Here is a 19,982-nt window from a genome sequence, read left to right as displayed (position 1 = left end):
ATGACGACCGACCCCGGCCCGTCCGCCGACCAGTCGCCGGGCGCACCGGCGGGCTGGCAGCAGTGGGCACCGCCCCGACAACGTGACGCCGCGCCGATGCCCGCGCCGGCGCCGCCACCCGCAGCCGCACCGCCGACCGTGGGCGTGGCCGCTTCGGCCCCCACCTCGGAGCTGCCGACGGTCCGCGCTGCCGGACTGTCGGGGCAGGTCGCCAGGCTGCCGACCGGGCAGGTCGCTGGCCGGTCGGCGGCCGCTCCTGCGACGGCGGCGCGGGCCGCCGTGCCGATGTCACCGACCGTGTCAGGATCGGGCGGGCCGACGGCGGACATGATCTCCGGAGTCACCGGGTCGGCAGCGGCGACATCGATCCCGGCGACGGCGTCGGGCAGCCGGATCCGGCCCCGGCGGGTCCGCCCCGGCACCGGCCCGTTCGCCATCGGGCAGTTGGTCTACTGGCAACTGGCGGCGACGGTCTTGCTCGTCGCGTACCAGCGGGGGCCGGTCGTGGCGCTGGTGACGGCGGCGGCGCTGGCGCTGTTGCTGGCACCGACGGTGGTCCGGCTGCGCGGGCGGTGGCTCTACCAGTGGATGGCGGTGTGGTTGCGGTACCGGCTGCGGCCCCGGCGGCTGCCGGCCGGCGGCGGCAACCGGGCGACGGGCCTGCTGCGGTTCGTGGAGCCGACTGCCATAGTGGACGATGTTTCGGTCAGCGGCCGGACGATGGCGACGATCAGTCACCGGGGTGGCGTCTGCGCCGTCCTGGAGCTCGACCCTGCCGACGGTTCGCTGTTCGTCGGCTCGGCACTCAGTCTGCCGTCCCCGGCGGCGCTGCTGCCGGCGCCGGATCCGGCCGCCCCGCCGACCTCGGTACAGCTGCTCGTCCAGGTCGCGGCGGCCCCCCGCGCGCACACCGGACGAGGGCTGGTGGAGCGTTCCTACCGGGAGCTGACCGGCGGTGACGTGCCGGCCCGTCGGCGGGCCTGGTTGGTGCTCCAGGTGATGCGTACACCGGACGGTTACACCGATCGGGCGCTGGCACCGGCGCTGATGTCGTCGGTCCGGCGGGTCCAGCGCCAGCTGAAACAGGACCGGGTGCCGGCCCGGCTGCTGGGCGGCGACGATCTGCTGACCGCCGTCGGCTACCTGGCGCAGCTGCCCAGCCGGCCGGACGGCGGCAACGTCTACGGCACCGCCAGCAACCGGGTCGCCGGCGAGGAGACCTGGCAGGCGTGGTGGAGCGGCGAGGTGCCGCAGGTCTGCCGCCGGCTGCTGCGCTGGCCGGAGCTGCCGTGGCAGCTGGACGACGTGTTGCGGCAGCTGCCGATGGTCGACACGGTGGTGTCGGTCGCCGTCGCCCGGGAGTCGGGGCATCCGACCGAGACCGCCGTCGCGGACGTGACGGTGTCGGCCGCGGTCCGGCTCACCGCCGCCGACGTGACGACGCTGGCCGTCGGCGACCAGGCCCTGACCGAGGCGGTACGCGAGCGCGGCGGGCTCACCGAGCGGATCGACGGTGAGCATGTCCGTGGGCTGGCCGCCACCCTGCCGCTCGGGGGGTTCCTGCCGTGACGGGTCCGTTGTCGATCATTCCGCCGACCGGCCTGCACACCGCCGATCTCGAAGCACTCGGCGACGTACGGTTGCGGGCCGGCGGCGACGGCATGGTCGTCGGGCGCAACCGGCAGGGCGGGCCGGTCGCGGTGCGGCTGTTCCGCCCGGAACCGACCCGGCTGCTGCTGGTCGGCGGGCTGCGCTGCGCGCAGCTGTTGGCGCTGCGGGCGATGGCGCTCGGCGCGCACCTGTTCATCCAGACGGCCCGCGAGCCGGACTGGCAGGGGTTTCTGCACCAGTGTGGTCTGGGTCAGGAGTCGGCGTCCTTCCTGCCGCCCGGCGCCCAGCCGCCGCCACCGCCGTCACCGGCGCATCCCCAGCTGCTGGCGGTGGATATCGGCCCGGCGATGGGCGGCACGCCGGAGGTGGGGGTGCCGTGGCGGACGACGATGGTGGTCCGCAACGACGTGGGCAGCTGGGATCTCGACCCACTGGTCCGCAGCGACCTGGTGGTGCTGCAGCGGTTGACCGCCGCCGAGGCGGCGCTGGTGGCGTCGGCGTTGGGATTCACCGAGGCGCAGAGCTGGTTGACCCGGATCCATCCGGAGATGGTCGGCCTGGTCAGTCAGGGCCGGCTGCAGTGGGTGATGCTGCATCCGACGTCGATGGAGTCGGCGCTGCTCGGCCCGGTCGGCCGACCCTGATCAGGCTGACCGGGCCGACCGCGCCGTAGCCGGTCAGATCTGCCGAGCGTCAGACATACCGAGCCGTCAGGTCTGCCGGAGCTCCGTCAGGTCGGTGGCTCTACGCAGGAACAGCAGGCCGACGCCGACCGTGGCCAGGGCGGCCACCATCGTGCCGGCGCCGAGCAGCGCCAGGTCGTCGAGCGGCACCGGCACCGGCACAGTGATGCCCGGATGTTCGATCGTCCGGCCGTACTCCGTCCAGTCCTCGGGGGTGCGACAGGCGTCCACCGCATCGCAGAACGTGGCGGTACGCGGCCCGGAGGAGACCTCCGTACCGAGAGCCCGGGCCATCATCGTGCCGGCGGTCAGCGCCACCAGAGTCGCTGGGAGCAGCGGCGTGAGGGTCTGTACCAGGACGGAGCGGGCCAGCACCGCGCGCGGCACGCCGGTGGCGACGAGTGCCGCGTTGGCGCGGCGACGCTCCACGATGCCTTCGACGACCGCGACGGCCAGACCGGCGGCGGCGATCGCCAGGCCCACCAGGACCGCAATGTGCACCAGGGTGACCGCGTTGAAGTAGAAACTGTTGTCACTCGGGCTGTACGGCTGGCCGCTCTGTTCGGCGAGGATCCGGTGGACCCGGTCCCGGCTGCCGAACTCGGCCGCCAGGTAGGCGCTGAAGCCGGCGGTGCCGGCACCGAACAGGACGCAGGCCAGCAGCCCGGCGAAGGTCCGTGCGCCGTGCCACGGGTCGGCGGTCAGCCGCCGGGCGGCGAGCAGGGTCGCGGGGCGGCGGGCGACTCGCCGCAGGAACCGTCCGGTCGCGTACGAGATCCAGCCGGTGCCGGTGGCGACGCCGATCGCGATGGCCAGCGCCCCGGCGAACGCGATGACCGCAACGCCCCACAGTGGGGCTTCCCGGCCGGCAGCCCAGTCGACGAGCGGCCGGAACAGGAAGGTCACCACCAGGCCGCCGAGGATGAGCAGGCCGGGCCACCGCCCGGGCCGCCCTGCCCGGCGCCGGCGCTGCACGCCGAGCGGCGACACGACGACCGTACGCAGCAGTGCGGCGGCGACCGCGGTCGCGAGCAGCGGGATGCCGGCCACGATCAGGATCAGCGACCAGACCGGCGGCAGCACGTCGGTGGGTAACGGCAGCAGGCCGTGCTCGTCCGGACGGTGCAGCAGCCGCCGGCCGGCCAGGTACCCGGCCAACCCGGTGACGGAGCCGAGCGCACCGGCCAGCCCGGTTTCGGTGGCGGCCAGCGCCCGGACCTGACCGGGGGTGCCGCCGGCCAGCCGGATGGCGGCGAGTCGCTGGTCCCGGGCGGGCGCGCCGAGCCGGGCGCACTGCCCGGCGAGGGCCAGGACCGGGATCGCCAGGAGGAACAGGGCGATGGTGACGCCGGTCCGCAGCTCCGCCTCGGCGATCAGCGCCGGGCCGTACTGCGGGGACCGGTTGGATCTTCCGTCCGGGACGGTCGGTACGGCGATGACCGTGGCGGCGGCGAGGAAGGTGACGGTGGTGAGCAGCGCGGCGGCGGCGGTGAGGACGATCCGTACCGTGTCGGTGCGGGTGCCGACGAGGCCGAGCCGCAGCAGGGTGGCCGGACGGATCACGACCGGGCCGTCCGGGTGACGACCGGGCCGAGCCCGGCGGGGTCGATCTCGCCGTCCCGCAGCATGATTTCCCGGTCGGCGTACCCGGCGACCCGGGGGTCGTGGGTGACGAGCACGACGGAGGTCCGCTGCTCGCGGGCGACCCGGACCAGCTGGCCGAGGACCTGCTCGCCGGTCAGGGTGTCCAACGCGCCGGTCGGTTCGTCGGCGAAGAGCACCCGAGGTTCGGTGATCATCGCGCGGGCCAGCGCGCACCGCTGCTGCTGCCCGCCGGACATTTCGCCGGGCACGGTGTCGGCCTGCTCGGCGACGCCGAGCCGGTCCAGCCAGGTGAGCGCCGCGGTCCGTGCTGCTCGCCGCCCCGTGCCGGCGAGCAGCAGCGGAAGCGCGGCGTTCTCCGCTGCGGTCAGCTCGGGGACGAGCTGACCGAACTGGAACAGCACCCCGAGTTCGGTACGCCGCAGCACGGCACGGGCCGACTCGGAGAGCAGGTCGATGCGCTGGTCGCGGTAGTGAATCTCACCGGCGTCCGGGCGCAGGATGCCGGCGAGGCAGTGCAGCAGGGTGGACTTGCCGCACCCGCTGGGTCCGGTGACGGCGACGATCTCACCTTCGGCGACGTCGAGGCTGACGCCGCGCAGCGCCGGGGTGGCACCGTACGCGCGGACGACCCCTCGGCCGGCGAGCAGCGGACTGTTCACTGACGTACCTCCCGGTGCAGATCGGCGACGCGGCCCACGGTGGTGTCCAGCCAGCGCAGGTCGGCGTCGAGGTGGTTGATCGCGTAGTCGGCGGCGACGATCTCGCCGAGGGTGGCGTCCGGGGCGGTCTTGGTGCGGGTGAGCTCCCGGATCCGCGCGGCGTGTGCCGCGCGCTGGGCGGCCAGGTAGCGCCGGGCCCGCTGCGGGTCGTCGATCAGCAGCGCGACGACGACCTTGGCGAGCAGCGCGCTGGTGACGTACGGGGCGGGCGGTTCGACCGCGTCGAGCCAGCCGTCGAGGGCGGTCCGGCCGGCGTCGGTGAGCGTGTACGAGGTGCGGTCGGGGCCGGCGGCGCGGTCGCGCCGCGCCTGCTCGACGAGGCCGTCGCGTTGCATCCGGCCGAGGGTGGCGTAGACCTGGCCGAACGCGATCGGTTTGGCGCGTGGCAGCCGCTGGTCGTGGTCGCGCTTCAGCTCGTAGCCGTGCCGGGGGCCGCGGGAGAGCAGCCCGAGGAGCACGTGGACGGTGGACACCGGGCAACTATTCACTGAGCGAATAGCTGCCGTCAAGTTCCCCACCGGGACACGCCGACCACGGGGTTACACACCCGGCTGCGCGAGCGGCACCGGCTGCTGGCCGTGCTGGACGCGTTCGGCACACCCCGGCGGGCACTTGGCTGGGCGGTCGTCTGGCAGCATCTGGTGCCGGGTGATGCTCAGACGCCGGACGGGAAGGTCTCCGGCTCGCGCAGCTCGACATGCGGGGTCCGCAGCGGGCGCACCCCGCGGCTGCGGTCGAACCAGAGGAACGCGTCGTAACGGTCGCCGAGCACGGTCGGCACGTAGTTGCCGCGCCGTTCCATGTTCGACTGGTAGACCACCCCGATCGCCCGGTGGTCCAGCTCGTCGGTGAGCAGGTCCGGTCTGCCGTCGGCGGGGAAGACGAACAACGACTCGGCCGGGGCCGCGACGGAAAGGATCGCTTCCAGCGACCCCGGCCGGGCCGGCGGTACGGGCATCAGCCGCATCGGCGCCCCCCAGGTGTCACCGGCCACCACCGTTCCCCGGTAGGTACCGAAGCCGACCAGGACCACCCGGTCCCGGCCGTACCGCTCGCGGGCCAGCTGTCCGATGTTGACTTCGCCGAGTTCGGACATGTCGGTGGCCCGGGCGTCGCCGACGTGCGTGTTGTGCGCCCACACCACCGCGCGGGCGTCCGGTCCGGCCCGGTCGAGCAGCCGGGCGAGGGTGTCGTCCATGTGCCGGTCCCGGACGTTCCAGGACAGCCGGCCACCGGACACCAGCGCCCGGTAGTAGCGTTCGGCACCGGCCACCACCTCGGCGTTCTGCCAGGCGCCGAAGCTGCCGGCCCCGTCGGCGGCGGCGTCGCGCCGCAGCCGGACCAGCAGGTCGATCACCTCCGCCTCGCAGCCGGCGGGCACCAGCCGCAGGGCGGTCGCGTAGTCCTGCGGGTCCTCGCCGTAAGGTTCGAAGCAGCGGTACGCGTCGAGCGCCGCCGGCACCTGGTCCGGTCGATGCTCCCGCAGGTAGACGAGGATCTCGCGGAGCGACTCCCACAGCGAGTAGACGTCGATCCCGTGGAAGCCGACCCGGGCGGATTCGCTGACCGAGTCGTTGTGCCGGCGCAGCCAGCGGCAGAAGTCGACCACCTCGTCGTTGGCCCACATCCAGGTGGGCCAGCGTTCGAAGGTGGTCAGCGCGTCGCGCGGGTCGCGGGGGGCGTCGAGCCGGCCCCGGACGCTGCGGTCGACCCGGTCGCAGTCCGGCCAGTCTCCTTCGACGGCGACGAAGGAGAAGCCGTGCTCGGTAATCAGTCGGCGGGTGACGGCCGCCCGCCAGCCGTAGAACTCGTGCGTACCGTGGCTCGCCTCGCCGAGCATCACCACCCGCGCGTCGGCGGCCCGTTCGATCAGCGGGTCGAGGTCGTCGGCGTCGACCAGCGGTCGCGCCAGCGCGGTGATGTCCGCGGCATATCTGGCCACCGGGCCCGGGTACCCGGGCGTTACCGGCACAAACCCCGTCAGCCGGGGCCGCTGGAACCGGCGAGGCGGGTGTTGCGGGCGGGTTCGGGCTAGGCTGCCTGAGCATGGAGGAGCAATCGCCGGACGCTGAGCCAAGGCGGTCCCGCGCCCCACGGGCCAGGACGCCGAAGGCCGGCTCCACGCCGCCCGCCGCCATCGCTCCCGTGCTGTTCCAGCCGCCGCCGAACGCGAGCGCGGCCGGCAGCGCCGAGGGCCCTACCAAGAAGGCCGCGCCAGCGAAGAAGGCGACTCCGACGAGGAAGGCCGCGCCGACGAAGACCGCCGCGCCAGCGAAGAAGGCCGCGCCAGCGAAGAAGGCCGCGCCAGCGAAGAAGGCCGCGCCGGCGCCGGGTCCGGTCGGCGCTCCCCCGCCAGGTCCGGTCCCCGGCGGTACGCTGCGGCACCTGCTGACGCGTCCGGCGTACGCGCCGGAGCTGCTCGCCCTGACCGCGGTGGAGCGGATCGGTCCGGCGGCGCGGGACTGGGCGGCCCGGCTACGCGACGACTACCCGGCGGCCAGCGACGACGCTCTGGCCCGGCTGGCGGCCCGGCGGTTCACCCGGCTCGCCGGGGCCGGCGCGGCGGTCGCCACCGCCGGTGGGCTGCTCGGCCCGGCCCTGGAGCTGGTGACGCTCGGCTGGACGCAGGCCGCGGTCACGCTGCACGTGGCGGCCGCGTACCGGCATGATCCGACCGACCGGGACCGGGCGGCGGAGCTGCTGGCTCTCACCGGTATGCAGCCGGACGTCGCGGCGGCCCACGCGGCGCTGAACGCGGCGGGCCGGCCGGCGGCCGACGGCGATGAGGATCCGGCGTTGCGGCTGCTCGACGGCGCGCAGCGGTTCACCGAGGCGGTGAGCCGGTTGACCGACGGCGGTTGGGCGCTGCTGCGGTTGCCGGCCCGGTTCCTGCCCGGTGGGCGGGCGCTGGTCGCCTGGTCGGGCGACACGCTGCTGCTGGAGCGGCTGGCCGCGCGGGCGAGCGCCCACTACCGGCCGGTCACACCGGCTGCGCCGGTCACAGCCAGCTGAACCAGCCGCGGGGCAGCAGCGCGTAGCCGACGAACGCGACAACGTCCAGCAGGGTGTGCGCGATGATCAACGGCATCACCCGGCGGGTACGCAGGAAGAACAGCGACAGCACCACACCCATGATCACGTTGCCGAGGAACGCCCCGAAGCCCTGGTAGAGGTGGTAGGTGCCGCGCAGCAGGCAGCTGGTGGCGATGACCGCGCCGATCCGCCAGCCGAGTTGCCGCAGCCGGGTCATCAGGTAGCCGACCACGATCACCTCTTCCAGGATGGCGTTCTGCGCGGCGGCCAGGATCAGCACCGGAACCGTCCACCAAAGCTGTGGTAGCGCGGCCGGGACCAGGCTGGCGTTGAGCCCGAGCAGCGCGGCGATCCAGAACAGTCCGAGTCCGGGCAGCCCGATCGCGGCGGCCAGGGCGGCGCCCCAGGCCAGGTCGCGCAGCGGCGACCGGGTGTCGAGTCCGAGCCGGGCGCGGGCGTCGGCCCGGTCCCGGCTGAGCAGGTGGACCGCCAGCAGGACCGGCACGAGGGCGAAGAAGATCCCGAGCAGCTGGTACGTCAGGTCGAGCCAGGGGCGGGCCGACTGGGAGGCGTTCATGGTGGCGGTCTGCTGCCCCAGCGGCCGGTCGGCGGTCAGTCGCGCGGTGATGGTGACCAGGGCGTAGATGGCGGACTGGCCGAGCGACACGCCGAGGACCAGGAGCACCTCGGCGCGCAGCAGGCGCGGCGGCAGCGGGGCCGCCGGGTGGGCGTCCGGGTTGCTGCTGGCCGGTGGTGGCGTACCGGTGAGGTCGACCGTCACCGGACCACTGTGCCCGAGCGGGTACGGCAGAGCAATGTCGCACATCGGGTACGTCGACTCGCTACTAAGAGTACTCACCCTGGAACCCAGTGGTACGGCGTCAGTGGCGGCACGGTGACGGGGAAGGCCTCGATGAGCAATCTCGCGCAACTGTTGAAGGAGAGCTGGGTGCTCGTCGAGGAGGAGCACGACCAGGTAGCTGGCTACTTCTACGCCCGGCTGTTCCTGGACCGGCCGGATCTGCGGCAGCTCTTCCCGGTGCAGATGGATACCCAGCGGCGCTGTCTGATCGAAGCTATCGTCTCTGCCGTCGGCTCGATCGACGACCCGGAGCAGTTCGCCGACTATCTGCAGTCGCTCGGCCGGGCCCACCGCAAGTTCCATGTGCAAGCCGCGGACTACGCCGCGTTCGGCGACATGCTGCTGGAGGCGCTGCGGACCGTCGCCGGTGACCGGTGGAGCGTCGAGTACGACGAGGCATGGGGCGCCGCGGTGGAACTGCTCACCACCAACCTGGTCATCGGCGCGGAGAGCGACCCGAACCCGGCGTTCTGGCACGCCGAGGTGCTCGACCACGGACGCCGGGGCGCCGACGTCGCCGTGCTGACCTGCCGGCCGCTGCAGCACCGGCTGGAGTACCAGGCGGGGCAGTACGTCAGCGTCGAGGTGCCGCGATACCAGCCGAGGCTGTGGCGCAGCTACTCGATCGCGAACGCGCCCCGGGCGGACAACACGCTGGAGTTCCACGTCCGGGCGGCGGCGGCCGGCTGGGTGTCCAGCGCGCTGGTCCGCCGGGTCCGCCCCGGTGATCTGCTGCGGGTGGCGGCCCCGATGGGTGCCATGGTGCTGGACCGGGACTCGCCACGAGACATCGTCTGCCTGGCCGGTGGGGTCGGTTTCGCCCCGGTCAAGGCCCTGATCGACGAGCTGACCCGGTACAACCGCAGCCGCTGGGTGCACGTCTACCTGGGCGGGCGGACCCGCGACGACCTGTACGACCTGGCCGAGTTGAGTCGGCTCTGCGCCGCCTACCCCTGGTTGAACGTGGTGCCGTGCTGCTCGGACGACCCGGGTTGGACCGGGGAGCACGGCGAGGTCGCCGACGTGCTGGCCCGCTACGGCCCGTGGTACGAGCACGACTTCTTCGTCGCCGGGTCGGCCGGCATGGTCCGGTCGAGTCTGCGTCGGCTGGCCGAGCTCGACGTCCCGGCCGACCAGATCCGCTACGACAGCTTCGGCGACGTGTGACCGTTCCGCCCGGTCAGTACACCCAGGGCCGGCCGCTGTCCCGGTACTCCTCGACCGGCACCAGGCTGGTCCCCGGTGCCATCCGGTCGACGTACAGCCGGCCCTCCAGGTGGTCGATCTCGTGCGCGACCAGCCGGGCCATCGCCCGTTCGAAGGACGTGATCACCCGGCCGCCGTCGAACCGGGAGTGTTCGACGTCGACCCGCAGCGGACGCGGCACCAGCCCACGCACGTCGAAGTAGGACAGGCAACCCTCGTACTGGTCGTCGGTCTCCACCGAGGTGTCGACGACCCGCGGGTTGAGCAGCGCCAGCGGCTCGGCTCCCGGTTCCGGCGCCCGGACCAGGGCAGCGGCCCAGGGCAGCCCGATCTGCGGTGCGGCCAGACCCACCCCCTTACCGAACGGGTGCAGCTCGTCGAGCCGGGCCAGCATGGCCCGCAGCCGGGCGACGGTGTCCAACGCCACCGCCTCGTCGGCCGGCAGCTCGAACGGCTGCACCTGCTGCCGGAGCATCTCCGCGCCCCGCTGCACGATCCCGATGGCCCGCATCCGTTCGCTGGCCCGCGGTTCCGGCCGGGTCCCGGTCCCGGCCGGTGACCCGGCCTGCCCGCCGCTGTGGGGCGGTGGCCCGGACCGGAACCGCCACTCCAGCCGGTACCGGGCGTTGAGCAGCGGCGCGTCGGTCGACCACTCCAGCACCGACCGGCCGTTCACCCGATGCCGGCGCACCGGCGTACGCAGCGGGGCGTCCTCCGCCGACAGGGACGTCTCAACCCCCCACACCTGGGGGTCGAACGCTTCCGGCAGATCCAGCCGTACGGTGAGCTGCCGGGTGGGCAGCCGGACGGCGCGTTGGAACCACTGCCCCCACTTCTCCTGACCGACCCGGTAGGTGTACTCGATGCTGGTGCGCTGCCCCGGGTACAGCGGGAACCGGCCGTCGGAGTTCTCGAACAGCAGCCAGACCTCTTTGAACGCGTCGCGGTCGTGCTTCTTGCGCCACTGCATCGGCTCCTGGTGCCCGGGGGTTCCGCAGAAGGCGTGCAGGTCCAGCTCGACGAAGGTGAGCGGGTGTTCCCGGTGGTGCCGGTTGGACCGGTCCGGGTCGTCGGGGTACCGGTCGACGGCGACCCGGACCAGGTAGCGGGTGACCGGGTCGGTGCCGGCGTTGTAGAGGGCCCGCCGGATCGTGCAGTGGTAGTAGCCGTCCCGGTAGGCGAGGGTGGCCACCTCCTGCTCGACGATCAGGCCGGTGCCGGGCGGCATCCACTGTTCGGGCACCGGTGGGTCGCGCGGCGGGGCGCTGGTACGGCTGTGCCGCAGTTCGTCGTACTCCTGGTAGCGCTGCCAGATCGCGCCGCCGGCGCCGAGCACCGCTTCGGCCCGACGGGCGAAGTCCTCGGTGGGGCGGTGCCGGCGGCCTTCGACGTGGCTGATGTACGACGGGTCGAAGCCCATCCGGGCGGCCAACTGCTTCTTGGTCATCGCCCGGTCCAGACGCCACTGGGCGAGCTCGGCCGCGAAGGTGTCCGCGGCGCGGTCGATGGGCGAGCTGGTCATCGCAAGGCGTCCCCTCAGGCCGGATCCACAGTCTGCTTTCCGACTCGCACCCCCGGTCGAATTTGGCGCGTTGCCGACAGAGCACTTGACATCACAGTTCGGAGCACTCTGTGAAATTTTCCCATCACTCACCGGCACGGAGTGTCACCACCCCGACTGGAAGTTTCGCCGATACTCTGGTTAGCCTAGCCTTAGCAAGCTAGGGTGAACCGTCGGCGGCTGTCGGAAGGATCGAAAGGTGAGAACGTTGAGGCGAGGGACGTGCGACCCGGTTGACCACGGGAGCGCCACCTCCTTCTCGGTTGCCACCACCCCGATCGATGGTTGCTCATCGTGACCGCCGTCATAGACCCCCGGGCCCGCGCCGCCGCTCCGCTGGCCCCGATCACCGCCACGCTACGCACCGCGTTCGGCACCGACGACCTGCCCGGCCTGCACGCCGGTCTGCTCGTCGACGACCAGACTGGCTGGCTGCCCGCCACCGAGCTGATCCACGGCGACCAGCTGCCCCGGATGCTCGACTCGGCCGCCCGGCGCTGGCAGGCGAAGCGGCACGCCGCCGCCGCCCTCGCCTGGAAGGCATACAGCTACTGGGTGGCGCTGCCGGTCGCGCTCGGCTGGGCGTCGGCCCGCCGGGTGCCGCTGATGCGCGCCGACGACGTACTGCTGCGGATGGACGACGACGGCCCGCTGGTCGACGTCGGCCTGCGCACCGGAATTCCGGTGGCGGTGCTGCCGCACGACCCGATCGCGGCGGCCGGGCTGCCCGAGGTGCTGGTCGTGGCCGACGAGGCCGAGCTGCTCCGGGTCCTGCGGATCTCCCTGCTTGACCAGCACATGAGCCCGCTGCTGGACGAGATCCACAGCCGGGTGAAACTCGGCCCGCGTACGCTGCTCGGCTCCCTGTCCTCCGGCATCGCCTACGCGGTGCTGCAGGCGGCCGACGCGCTGCCCGGCTCGTCCGCCGCCACAATCGGCACACTGCTCGACGCGCTCGACATCGGCGACCTGATCGACCTGGTGCCGGGCGAGGACGGGGCCGTCACGGTGCAGCGACGGACCTGCTGCCTGGCGTTCACCCTGCCCGACCCGAAGATCTGCCCCGGCTGCTGCATCCGCCCGTGACCCCGCGCCGCGCGGCCGGTGGGCACCGGCCGCGCAGGGGTAACGGTCAGCCCGGCTGCTGGTAGGTGGCCGTCAGCCTCGCCCGGGCGAGGGTGTGGAAGGCCAGGTTGAAGCCGACGTATGCCGGGGTGGCCGTCGGGCCGAGGTCGAGCCCTTCGACGTCGAGGGCGTGCACCGCGAAGATGTACCGGTGCGGCCGGTCACCGGCCGGCGGTGCGGCACCGTCGTACCCGGCGTTGCCGAAGTCGTTGCGTACGCCGAACGCGCCCGGCGCCGCCTTCGCCGGGTCACCGCCGGCGCCCTGCGCCAGCTCGGTCACCGACGCCGGCAGGTTGACCAGCAGCCAGTGCCAGAACCCGCACCCGGTCGGCGCGTCCGGGTCGAAGCAGGTCACCACGAACCCCTTGGTCGACGCCGGAAAGCCCGACCAGGACAGCTGCGGGGACAGGTTCGCCCCGCCGGCTCCTGTGAAGACGTGGGCCGTCGGCAGCGGCCCGCCCTCGGAGAGATCGGTGCTGGTCAACGCGAACGAGTTGACCGGCGGAAGCAGGTCGTACGGATCAGGTGCGATCGGTCGGTCCAGGTTCATGCCAGGCATCCTGCCGCACCCGGCACCGGTACGCAGCACAGCGCACCGATGCCGGGTGTCATCGGGTCAGGACCGGTCGGCTCCGCTGCCGACCAAATCGGCGTCGCGTCGCGCGGCCAGCCGGGCCCGCAGCTGCTCGCCTTCGATGTCCACGTTCGGCATGATCCGGCTGAGGAAGCCCGGCAGCCACCAGGCGGCCGGGCCGAGCAGTGACATCACCGCCGGCACGATCGTCATCCGCACCACGAACGCGTCGATCAGTACGCCGATCGCCAGTGCGAAGCCCATCGACTTGATCACCGGGTCGTCGAGCAGCACGAACCCGCCGAAGACCGAGATCATGATCAGCGCGGCGGCGGTGACCACCCGGGCGCCGTGTCCCATCCCGTTGATCGTGGCCTGCACGGCGGTGTCACCGTGCACGAAGTCCTCCCGCATCCGGGAGACCAGGAACACCTCGTAGTCCATGGCCAGGCCGAACAGGATGCCGATCAGCAGGATCGGCAGGAAGCTGACCAACGGGCCGGTGGTGTCCAGACTGACCAGCCCGGACAGCCAGCCCCACTGGAACACCGCCACGGTGATACCGAACGTCGCGCCGACGGTCAGCAGGAACCCGACGGCGGCCTTCACCGGCACCAGGATCGAACGGAACACCAGCATCAGCAGCAGGATCGACAGCCCGACGACCAGCAGCAGGTAGACCGGCATCGCCTCGGCGAGCTTGTCGGACACGTCGATGCCGACGGCGGTGGCTCCGGTCAGGGCCACTGCGGCCGAGCCGTCGTCGTCCGGCGCCAGCCCGAGTACGGCGATCTCGTCGCGGATCCGCTCGACGAGCTCCTCGGTCTCGGCCTCGGTCGGGCCGGTCGCCGGGATGACCGCCAGAATCGCCGTCTGCCCGTCCTGGCTGGGCTGCGGCGGCGCGACCATCAGTACGCCGTCGAGGCCCTGCACCGCATCGGTGATCTGACCGGCGGCGGCGGTGGCGGCCTCCGTCGAGTCACCGGAGACAACCATGATCAGCCGGCCGTTGAAGCCGGGCCCGAACCCGGCGGTGGTCAGGTCGTACGCGGTCCGTTCGCTGCTGCCGACCGGCGCGGTGCTGGCGTCCGGAAGCGCGATCCGCATGTCGGCGGCGGGGATCGCCAGGGTGCCGAGGCCGGCCACGCCGAGCACGATCACCGGGATCCGCAGCTTCACCATCAGCCGGGCCCAGCGGAACCCGAAGGACTCCTGGATCTCGTGGGTGGTCGGCGCCTCGGCCGCGTCGACGGCCCGCTTGCGGCGCGGCAGCACCCGGCGGCCGGCGTAGCCGAGCAGCGCCGGCTGCAGGGTGATCGCGACCAGGACGGCGACGCTGACCGTGGCGGCGGCGGCCAGACCCATCACGGTCAGGAACGGGATGCCGACGACGGCGAGCCCGGCGAGGGCGATGACCACGGTGGCGCCGGCGAACACGACCGCCGAGCCGGCGGTGGCGACGGCGCGGGCGGCCGCCTCCTCCGGTTCCAGCCCTTCGAGCAGGTGCTGCCGGTGCCGGGAGGTGATGAACAGCGAGTAGTCGATGCCGACCGCGAGACCGAGCATCAGCGCCAGCACCGGGGCGGTCGAGGTGAGGTCGACGATGCTGCTCAACGCGAACAGGCCGGCCATGCCGGCGCCGACACCGATCAGCGCGTTGAGCATCGTCATTCCGGCGGCGACCAGCGAACCGAAGGTGATGATCAGGACCACCAGGGCGATCGCCACGCCGATCGCCTCCTGCGAGCCGACGTGCGGTTCGGTGTTCATCACCTCACCGCCGTGGGCCACCTGGAAGCCGGCGTCGCGGGCCGGTTCACCGACCGACTCGTACGCTTCGCGCTGCTCAGCGGTGACCTCGTCGGTGGGGGCGGCGAACTGCACGTTGATCAGCGCGTACCGACCGTCCGGAGAGACCGACCCGGTCTGGAACGGGTCGAGCGCGGCCACCACCCCGGGCAGTTCGTTCGCCTGCCCGACGACCGCGAGTACCGCCGCCTGGCCCTCGGCGGTGGTGAGCTGCTCCCCTTCGGGCGCGGCGATCACGATCGCACCGCCGGCTCCGCTGGCCTGGGGGAACTGCTCCTGCAGCAGGTCCAACGCCTCCTGGGACTCGGTGCCGGGGATGCTGAAGTTACTGACGGTCGGCCCACGGAAGGCGAGCGCGGCCGAGCCGAGCGCCACCAGGGCGATCAGCCAGATCGCGACGACCAGGTGTCGCTTGCGAAAGGCGGTCCGGCCGAGCCGGTATAGCAGGGTGGCCATGCGGCATCCTCTGTCGTGTCGGGCGTTACGGAACTTCGGGTCTTCAGCTGGCGCCGGGCCTCGGATGGTCAAGGGTCCGGTCGATCACCTGGCTCAGCAGCGGGCGGAGCCGGTCGGCGTCGAGGTCGAGGTGTTTGGAGCTGGCGGCGGCGACCCCGGCCAGCACCACCAGGGCGGCGAACCGGTCCTCCAGGCGTCCGGATCGACCGGTGAGGGCGTCGAGCAGCCGGTCGATCATCTGTTCCAGGTCGCAGAAGGCGGGTTGGTGCAGCATCTGCGGGATCTCGGCGTAGAGCACCGCGATCTGCCGCTGGTAGCGCAGGCAGAGTTCGATGAAGCCGTCGATCGCCGTACGGCGGGCGGTCTCGTCGTCGAGTCCGGCCAGTTGCTGGTCGAGTTGGGCAAGGCTGGCGACCGCCGGGTTCATCAGGGCGGCGAGGATCGCGTCCTTGCTGTCGAAGTGGTAGAGCAGGGACGCCTTGGCGCAGCCCACCTCGGCGGCGATGTCCTGAAGGGAGGCACCCCGGAAGCCGACCTCCGCGAAGCGCTGGGCGGCCACGTCGAGGATCTGTTCGCGTAGTTCGGGCCGGCCTGCGCCGCCCCGGCCGGCCTGCGTCACCTTGCTCACCTCCGTTCCTAAGGTCACCTGTCGCAACCAAGGATGCCGGAGCCAACCCGGGAATCCTGACCGATCGGTCAGAAGGTGAAGCAGCTCACACAAACGGCCCGCTCAACCTCGATCTCGACCAGCAGATCGCACCCGAAGCGGGTGGAAGCCTGACGAGAACCTGATGAGAGTTGTTAAGAGTCCGACCCGAAGATGGAAGCGGCGCAGATCAATCATTTGTCGCGGTCTTGCTGTGTGTTGCTTGATAGCCTGAGGTCGTGTCGGCCACCGTGGATCCACCGCCGCCGCGTACCGATTCGTCCATGCCCCGGCAAAAGATCAACTGGGTCGACCGACTCATTCAGGCGGCGGCCGTCGCCGGGTCGATCGCCGGTGTCGCGTCCTTTTTTACTGAGCACCCCACTGCGGGGCTGCGGCTCATCGCGGGCAGCCTGCTCGTCGGCGGGGTCGCGCTCGCTTTCAGATGGCGTACGGCCGGCGGCCCTCGCTTTGGTTTCACCAGCGCGCTGGTGCTGGCGCTGATCGGGGCGGGCCTCTTCGGTTGGTCGGCGCGGCCGGACGCGGCACGGGAGGCCGGCGCGCCGGCACCGAGCTCGACCAGGACCACTGCGTCGAGTTCGTCGGGTTCGTCGCCAACCACTGCCGGACCGGATCCCGCGACCGGCGGCACATCGGTGACGGTGCACCGGGCAGAAACCATCGTCCCCCTCTCCGCGACATCGGAGATCGACCTCGACTCACTCGCCCCGGACTGGGACGTCACGGGCTACGACGAGACGGGCCGGGCCGATCTGCGGTTCAGCATCAGCGGCCTCGACGCGATCAACAACGCCGAGCTACGGGAGGCCGCCGGGGACGGCCCGGAGCTCTGCCAGCAGGCGACGGCGCAATACCGGCTGACGTTGGACGAGGACCTGCCCGATACCAGGTACACCTGCGCGATCACCAACGAGGACCGTTTCGCCTCGGTGCGGTTCAACCGCGAAGACGTCCGGATGGGATACACCGTCTTCAGTTGGATCAACCTGACGATCACGGTCTACAACCGCGCCGCCTGACCACCGCCCGACCCGGCGGCCGGGCGAGGTTACGACCCGTCGGGCCAGGGCAGACGATAGAGTCCGTCACGTTGCACGAATATCTCCCGCCGCTCGGCGGCATCGCCGGACCTGTCAAGCACGTAACCCGTGACCCAGAGCCAGCCCTCGTACGTCGGCTCGGGGTCGACCGAGATGACCCGGAACCTCAGCCTGCGCTCACCAGCGAACTGCACACTGGCCTCACCGCCGACCACCAGCACGTCACCCGGCCTCGGCTCGGGCGCACGGAGCAGCCGACTACCCGCCACGCCGATCCGCCAACGGATATGTCCTACGCCCGCAGTCCGGACACCATCGCGACTTCACCTTGAACGACCACAGCCCGGCGCAGAAGCCCAGCAACGCCGCACTGAACAGCGCCCCGATGTCCCACATCGTTCCGTCCCTTCCAAGAGATGACGATTCCAAGCGGTCACGCGTCGTCGAGTGACACGGGCTCGCCGCCGTTGGCCTGCCACCGGGCAAGGATCTCGGCGACGATCCGGCGGGCACCGGCCTCACCGTGCTCGGCCTTCAAGTCCTCGAAGCTCCACCGCAGCGTGAGAGCCACCTCGGCCGCTTCGTCGGTTTCGCACTCTCGGGTGGAGTAGGCGTCGTCGGCATCGGCATCGGCATCGGCCTTCGGACCCAACTCGCTCGCACCGTCGTCCACCAGGCTCACAACCCTGCCGGTACGCGGTAGCCGACCATCTGGCCGTAGGTCATCAGCGGACGCAGCGTCGGAGTGAGCATCGTCGGCTCGGACGACCAGCGGTGCCCACGGTTGCCCGCCAACCGCCGCTGCCTGGCCGCCGCACGCTCCTGGTCGAGCCGGGCCAGGCGCTTCGACGCCGCCGACCGCCCGTCCCGCCACTCCCGCCACCGCACCACCAGTTCACGAATCATCTCGACGATCACTGCTCTCTCCTTCTCAAGATCGTTTTGGTGTTACCCAACCGATCAAGCTCACGGCGCTACACCGCTGATGTCTCGCCCGGACAGCTTCCATGACCGTCCACAGGCAACCTTGCAACTGTCAAGGTTCACGGGGTGCCGGTGCATACGTTCGACTCGTGAGAGTCGTCGCGCTATCCGACGTCGCCGAGATGCTCGGCGGTGTATCGCGCACCCGCGCCACCGAGATCACCAACCGGGCGAGCTTCCCGGCACCAGTCGCGCTCGTCGCCTCCGGCCGGATGCGGATCTGGGACCGCGACGAGGTCGCCGAATGGATCCGCACCCACCGCCCGACCCAACAAGAAGACTGATGCCTCATTCACCTTCGTGCTCCCTCGTACAGTGGCGTCCGTTTACCAAAAACCCGCAACAGGACCGGAGTCCGCAAGGACAAACCGATACTCACGGCCGCTGGCGCAAGACGCGATAGCGGGGACGTCCGCCGAATACCATCTGCTGTCCGCAGACACCGGATCGGCTAGAGCGGGAGTTAACCTCAGACCATGAGCGACTATCTACAGGTGTCAACCGCAGTCGAGACACGTGATGCCGCAGTAGCCCTCGCCCGATCGGCGGTACGTGCTCGCCTGGCTGGGAACGCCCAGGTGGTTGGCCCCGTGATCAGCGTCTTCTGGCATCTCGGCGACCAGGGCGAGGGTGAAGAGTGGCAGGTGCTACTCAACACGACGGCCGCCCGGTACGAAGCCTTGGAGCGCCACCTACTCGCGCACCATCCCTGGCAGAACCCGCAGATCACCGCCACGGCAATCGTGGCAGGGTCGGCAGCATGTCTGGAGTGGCTTCGATCGTCGACGGACGAAGCCGCACCAGGCAGTTGACATTGAAGCTGCCCTGGCCGGGCGACGCTACCGGCTCATCTCCGCCGCCTGGCCATGTAGGTCGACGACACATGGGAGAGCCGCGTAAGGCTCCAGCCTCGACATGAATGAGTCGATTCGCTGAGCTGGGCGGATCGACCCGACTCCCGCCGCCAGCCGCATTGCCTTGCCCGCCACGGAGCACGCCTGTTCCACCTCGTTGGCGTCGAGGTAGGCGTCAGCGAGCCAGGTCAGATAGAGCGCCTTGTCACGGGCATGCGTGTCGCTGTACAGCGCCAGGACGTGCTCCAGCACCGATATCGCGCGCATCGGCCGGTGCAGCACCGACCAGCAGCGGCCAGTCATGATGTCGACCTCGACGTCGTCCACCCAGTAGACCCAATCTGGTTCAACTCGGTCACCGGCGGCGCTCAGCCACCGTGCGCCTGTATCGAGTTGCCGTTCCGCTTCTGCTGCCTGTCCTTGAAGGGCGTGAGTCCAGGCCCGGCGGCAGTGCAGGAGAGTCAGGACCCGAGGGGTTGCGCCATCTTTCGCTGTCTCGCACGCCGCGATAGCTAGATTCAAGCCGGACCGGCCGAGCGCGATCGCCTGGTAGGCAAGAAACGCTTGCGCGTTGCCGGCAAGCGCCGGGCTGTCCGCCTGCTGCGCAGCGGTCAGACTCGCCTGATACAGCCGCTCCGCGTCGCCGTGACGGCCCGCGTCGAAGGCGGCCCAGCCGGCCAACTGCGCCTGCTCGGCGAGCACCGCCAACAACCGTCGATGGATGTCCTCGGCGTAACGTCCGTCCCGGATGAGCCGATCTGTCGAATCAAGCTCGGCAGCGTACATCTGGTACGTGTCCGCGCCGCCAAGGAAGTCGTCCAGACGATGCAACCGCGCGGTACGCTCCACCAATTGATTCGGAAGATCTGCACCGATCTGGCAGCCGTGATCCAGATAGGTATGCGGAAGCGCGGCAGCGAGACCAGCTCCAGCTACGAACTGGCGGCGGCTGAGAGCCCTTTGAGTGTCAGCTAGTGCTGACAATTCACCGCCGGCTCGGAGCGCAGAATCGAGCCGCTGGGCAGCCTGCGCCGTTGGTCGCTTGGAGCCGCTTTCCAGCTCATGGAGATAGGACTTGCTGTAAAAGGTCGCCCTGGCGAGCTGACGCAGCGACATATCGCGCTCAGTCCGCAGCTGACCCAGTCGACGGGAGAAGCTCGAACCTTCTGACTCTGCCATCTCGACCATCCCTG

At 71.2% G+C, this 19,982-nt stretch carries 21 protein-coding genes; 8 read left to right on the top strand and 13 right to left on the bottom strand.

Going from position 1 to position 19,982, the window contains the following annotated elements; genetic code table 11:
• Positions 1 to 1,569, top strand: coding sequence for a type VII secretion protein EccE (gene eccE, locus ACFHW1_RS14070; RefSeq protein ID WP_416554012.1), 1,569 nt, complete (start codon positions 1 to 3; stop codon positions 1,567 to 1,569).
• A complete protein-coding gene (locus ACFHW1_RS14065; RefSeq protein WP_416554010.1) occupies positions 1,566 to 2,255 on the top strand; it encodes a hypothetical protein in 690 nt (229 codons plus the stop codon). The genes eccE and ACFHW1_RS14065 overlap by 4 nt, the downstream gene beginning before the upstream one ends.
• 66 nt (positions 2,256 to 2,321) lie before the next feature.
• Here the strand turns inward: ACFHW1_RS14065 and ACFHW1_RS14060 are convergent, their stop codons facing one another.
• The 4 genes from ACFHW1_RS14060 to ACFHW1_RS14045 form a co-directional block, all read right to left on the bottom strand.
• Positions 2,322 to 3,857 carry an FtsX-like permease family protein gene (locus ACFHW1_RS14060; RefSeq protein WP_416568079.1) on the bottom strand — a complete coding sequence of 512 codons (1,536 nt, stop codon included), beginning with the start codon at positions 3,855 to 3,857 and terminating at the stop codon, positions 2,322 to 2,324.
• Positions 3,854 to 4,558 carry an ABC transporter ATP-binding protein gene (locus ACFHW1_RS14055; RefSeq protein ID WP_416568078.1) on the bottom strand — a complete coding sequence of 235 codons (705 nt, stop codon included), beginning with the start codon at positions 4,556 to 4,558 and terminating at the stop codon, positions 3,854 to 3,856. Before ACFHW1_RS14055 ends, ACFHW1_RS14060 begins: the two co-directional genes overlap by 4 nt.
• The gene (locus ACFHW1_RS14050) at positions 4,555 to 5,091 is read right to left on the bottom strand and encodes a PadR family transcriptional regulator (RefSeq protein ID WP_416568077.1); all 537 of its coding nucleotides are present in this window, start codon (positions 5,089 to 5,091) and stop codon (positions 4,555 to 4,557) included. The genes ACFHW1_RS14055 and ACFHW1_RS14050 overlap by 4 nt, the downstream gene beginning before the upstream one ends.
• A gap of 182 nt (positions 5,092 to 5,273) precedes the next feature.
• Positions 5,274 to 6,560, bottom strand: coding sequence for an erythromycin esterase family protein (locus ACFHW1_RS14045; protein WP_416615543.1), 1,287 nt, complete (start codon positions 6,558 to 6,560; stop codon positions 5,274 to 5,276).
• A 104-nt stretch (positions 6,561 to 6,664) separates the two neighbouring features.
• Between ACFHW1_RS14045 and ACFHW1_RS14040 the strand changes: the two genes are divergently transcribed.
• Positions 6,665 to 7,630: a hypothetical protein gene (locus ACFHW1_RS14040; RefSeq protein ID WP_416615541.1), complete on the top strand. Its 966-nt coding sequence runs from the start codon at positions 6,665 to 6,667 to the stop codon at positions 7,628 to 7,630.
• Here ACFHW1_RS14040 and ACFHW1_RS14035 read toward each other — a convergent pair.
• Complete coding sequence (locus ACFHW1_RS14035; protein WP_416554075.1) at positions 7,617 to 8,363, bottom strand: CPBP family intramembrane glutamic endopeptidase; 747 nt, start codon at positions 8,361 to 8,363, stop codon at positions 7,617 to 7,619. The two genes, ACFHW1_RS14040 and ACFHW1_RS14035, sit on opposite strands and share 14 nt — an antisense overlap.
• Before the next feature lie 201 nt (positions 8,364 to 8,564).
• Between ACFHW1_RS14035 and ACFHW1_RS14030 the strand changes: the two genes are divergently transcribed.
• Positions 8,565 to 9,680 carry an FAD-binding oxidoreductase gene (locus tag ACFHW1_RS14030; protein WP_416553998.1) on the top strand — a complete coding sequence of 372 codons (1,116 nt, stop codon included), beginning with the start codon at positions 8,565 to 8,567 and terminating at the stop codon, positions 9,678 to 9,680.
• A 13-nt stretch (positions 9,681 to 9,693) separates the two neighbouring features.
• Here ACFHW1_RS14030 and ACFHW1_RS14025 read toward each other — a convergent pair whose 3' ends face one another.
• Positions 9,694 to 11,241: a peptide deformylase gene (locus ACFHW1_RS14025; RefSeq protein ID WP_416553996.1), complete on the bottom strand. Its 1,548-nt coding sequence runs from the start codon at positions 11,239 to 11,241 to the stop codon at positions 9,694 to 9,696.
• A 333-nt stretch (positions 11,242 to 11,574) separates the two neighbouring features.
• On the opposite strand from ACFHW1_RS14025, the gene ACFHW1_RS14020 reads away from it, so the two are divergent.
• Positions 11,575 to 12,366, top strand: coding sequence for a hypothetical protein (locus ACFHW1_RS14020; protein WP_416553994.1), 792 nt, complete (start codon positions 11,575 to 11,577; stop codon positions 12,364 to 12,366).
• Between the two features lie 46 nt (positions 12,367 to 12,412).
• On the opposite strand, the gene ACFHW1_RS14015 is transcribed toward ACFHW1_RS14020, so the two are convergent.
• From ACFHW1_RS14015 to ACFHW1_RS14005, 3 genes are all read right to left on the bottom strand, one after another.
• Positions 12,413 to 12,955, bottom strand: coding sequence for a YbhB/YbcL family Raf kinase inhibitor-like protein (locus ACFHW1_RS14015; protein WP_416553992.1), 543 nt, complete (start codon positions 12,953 to 12,955; stop codon positions 12,413 to 12,415).
• A 66-nt stretch (positions 12,956 to 13,021) separates the two neighbouring features.
• Positions 13,022 to 15,244, bottom strand: a complete 2,223-nt coding sequence (locus tag ACFHW1_RS14010; RefSeq protein ID WP_416553990.1) for an MMPL family transporter — start codon at positions 15,242 to 15,244, stop codon at positions 13,022 to 13,024.
• 43 nt (positions 15,245 to 15,287) lie between these two features.
• Positions 15,288 to 15,872 carry a TetR/AcrR family transcriptional regulator gene (locus tag ACFHW1_RS14005; protein WP_416553988.1) on the bottom strand — a complete coding sequence of 195 codons (585 nt, stop codon included), beginning with the start codon at positions 15,870 to 15,872 and terminating at the stop codon, positions 15,288 to 15,290.
• Between the two features lie 257 nt (positions 15,873 to 16,129).
• On the opposite strand from ACFHW1_RS14005, the gene ACFHW1_RS14000 reads away from it, so the two are divergent.
• Positions 16,130 to 16,930, top strand: coding sequence for a hypothetical protein (locus tag ACFHW1_RS14000; RefSeq protein ID WP_416553986.1), 801 nt, complete (start codon positions 16,130 to 16,132; stop codon positions 16,928 to 16,930).
• 29 nt (positions 16,931 to 16,959) lie between these two features.
• On the opposite strand, the gene ACFHW1_RS13995 is transcribed toward ACFHW1_RS14000, so the two are convergent.
• From ACFHW1_RS13995 to ACFHW1_RS13985, 3 genes are all read right to left on the bottom strand, one after another.
• A complete protein-coding gene (locus tag ACFHW1_RS13995; protein WP_416553984.1) occupies positions 16,960 to 17,220 on the bottom strand; it encodes a hypothetical protein in 261 nt (86 codons plus the stop codon).
• 164 nt (positions 17,221 to 17,384) lie between these two features.
• Positions 17,385 to 17,633, bottom strand: coding sequence for a hypothetical protein (locus ACFHW1_RS13990; protein ID WP_416568073.1), 249 nt, complete (start codon positions 17,631 to 17,633; stop codon positions 17,385 to 17,387).
• On the bottom strand, positions 17,630 to 17,869 hold the full coding sequence (locus ACFHW1_RS13985) for a hypothetical protein (RefSeq protein WP_282232799.1): 240 nt from the start codon (positions 17,867 to 17,869) through the stop codon (positions 17,630 to 17,632). Before ACFHW1_RS13985 ends, ACFHW1_RS13990 begins: the two co-directional genes overlap by 4 nt.
• Positions 17,870 to 18,024: 155 nt before the next feature.
• Here ACFHW1_RS13985 and ACFHW1_RS13980 point away from each other — a divergent pair, with 155 nt between their 5' ends.
• Together ACFHW1_RS13980 and cutA are read left to right on the top strand one after the other, a co-directional pair.
• Positions 18,025 to 18,219, top strand: a complete 195-nt coding sequence (locus ACFHW1_RS13980; protein WP_123604313.1) for a helix-turn-helix transcriptional regulator — start codon at positions 18,025 to 18,027, stop codon at positions 18,217 to 18,219.
• A gap of 192 nt (positions 18,220 to 18,411) precedes the next feature.
• Entirely contained in the window at positions 18,412 to 18,747 is a 336-nt protein-coding gene (gene cutA / locus ACFHW1_RS13975; RefSeq protein WP_416553980.1) for a divalent-cation tolerance protein CutA, read from the top strand.
• 27 nt (positions 18,748 to 18,774) lie between these two features.
• Here cutA and ACFHW1_RS13970 read toward each other — a convergent pair whose 3' ends face one another.
• On the bottom strand, positions 18,775 to 19,968 hold the full coding sequence (locus ACFHW1_RS13970) for a helix-turn-helix domain-containing protein (protein WP_416615539.1): 1,194 nt from the start codon (positions 19,966 to 19,968) through the stop codon (positions 18,775 to 18,777).
• Positions 19,969 to 19,982 lie beyond the last annotated feature (14 nt).

This window comes from Micromonospora sp. LOL_014 (genome assembly GCF_048060245.1).
GTDB lineage: Bacteria > Actinomycetota > Actinomycetes > Mycobacteriales > Micromonosporaceae > Micromonospora_E.
This window is presented reverse-complemented; position numbering and strand designations above follow the sequence as displayed.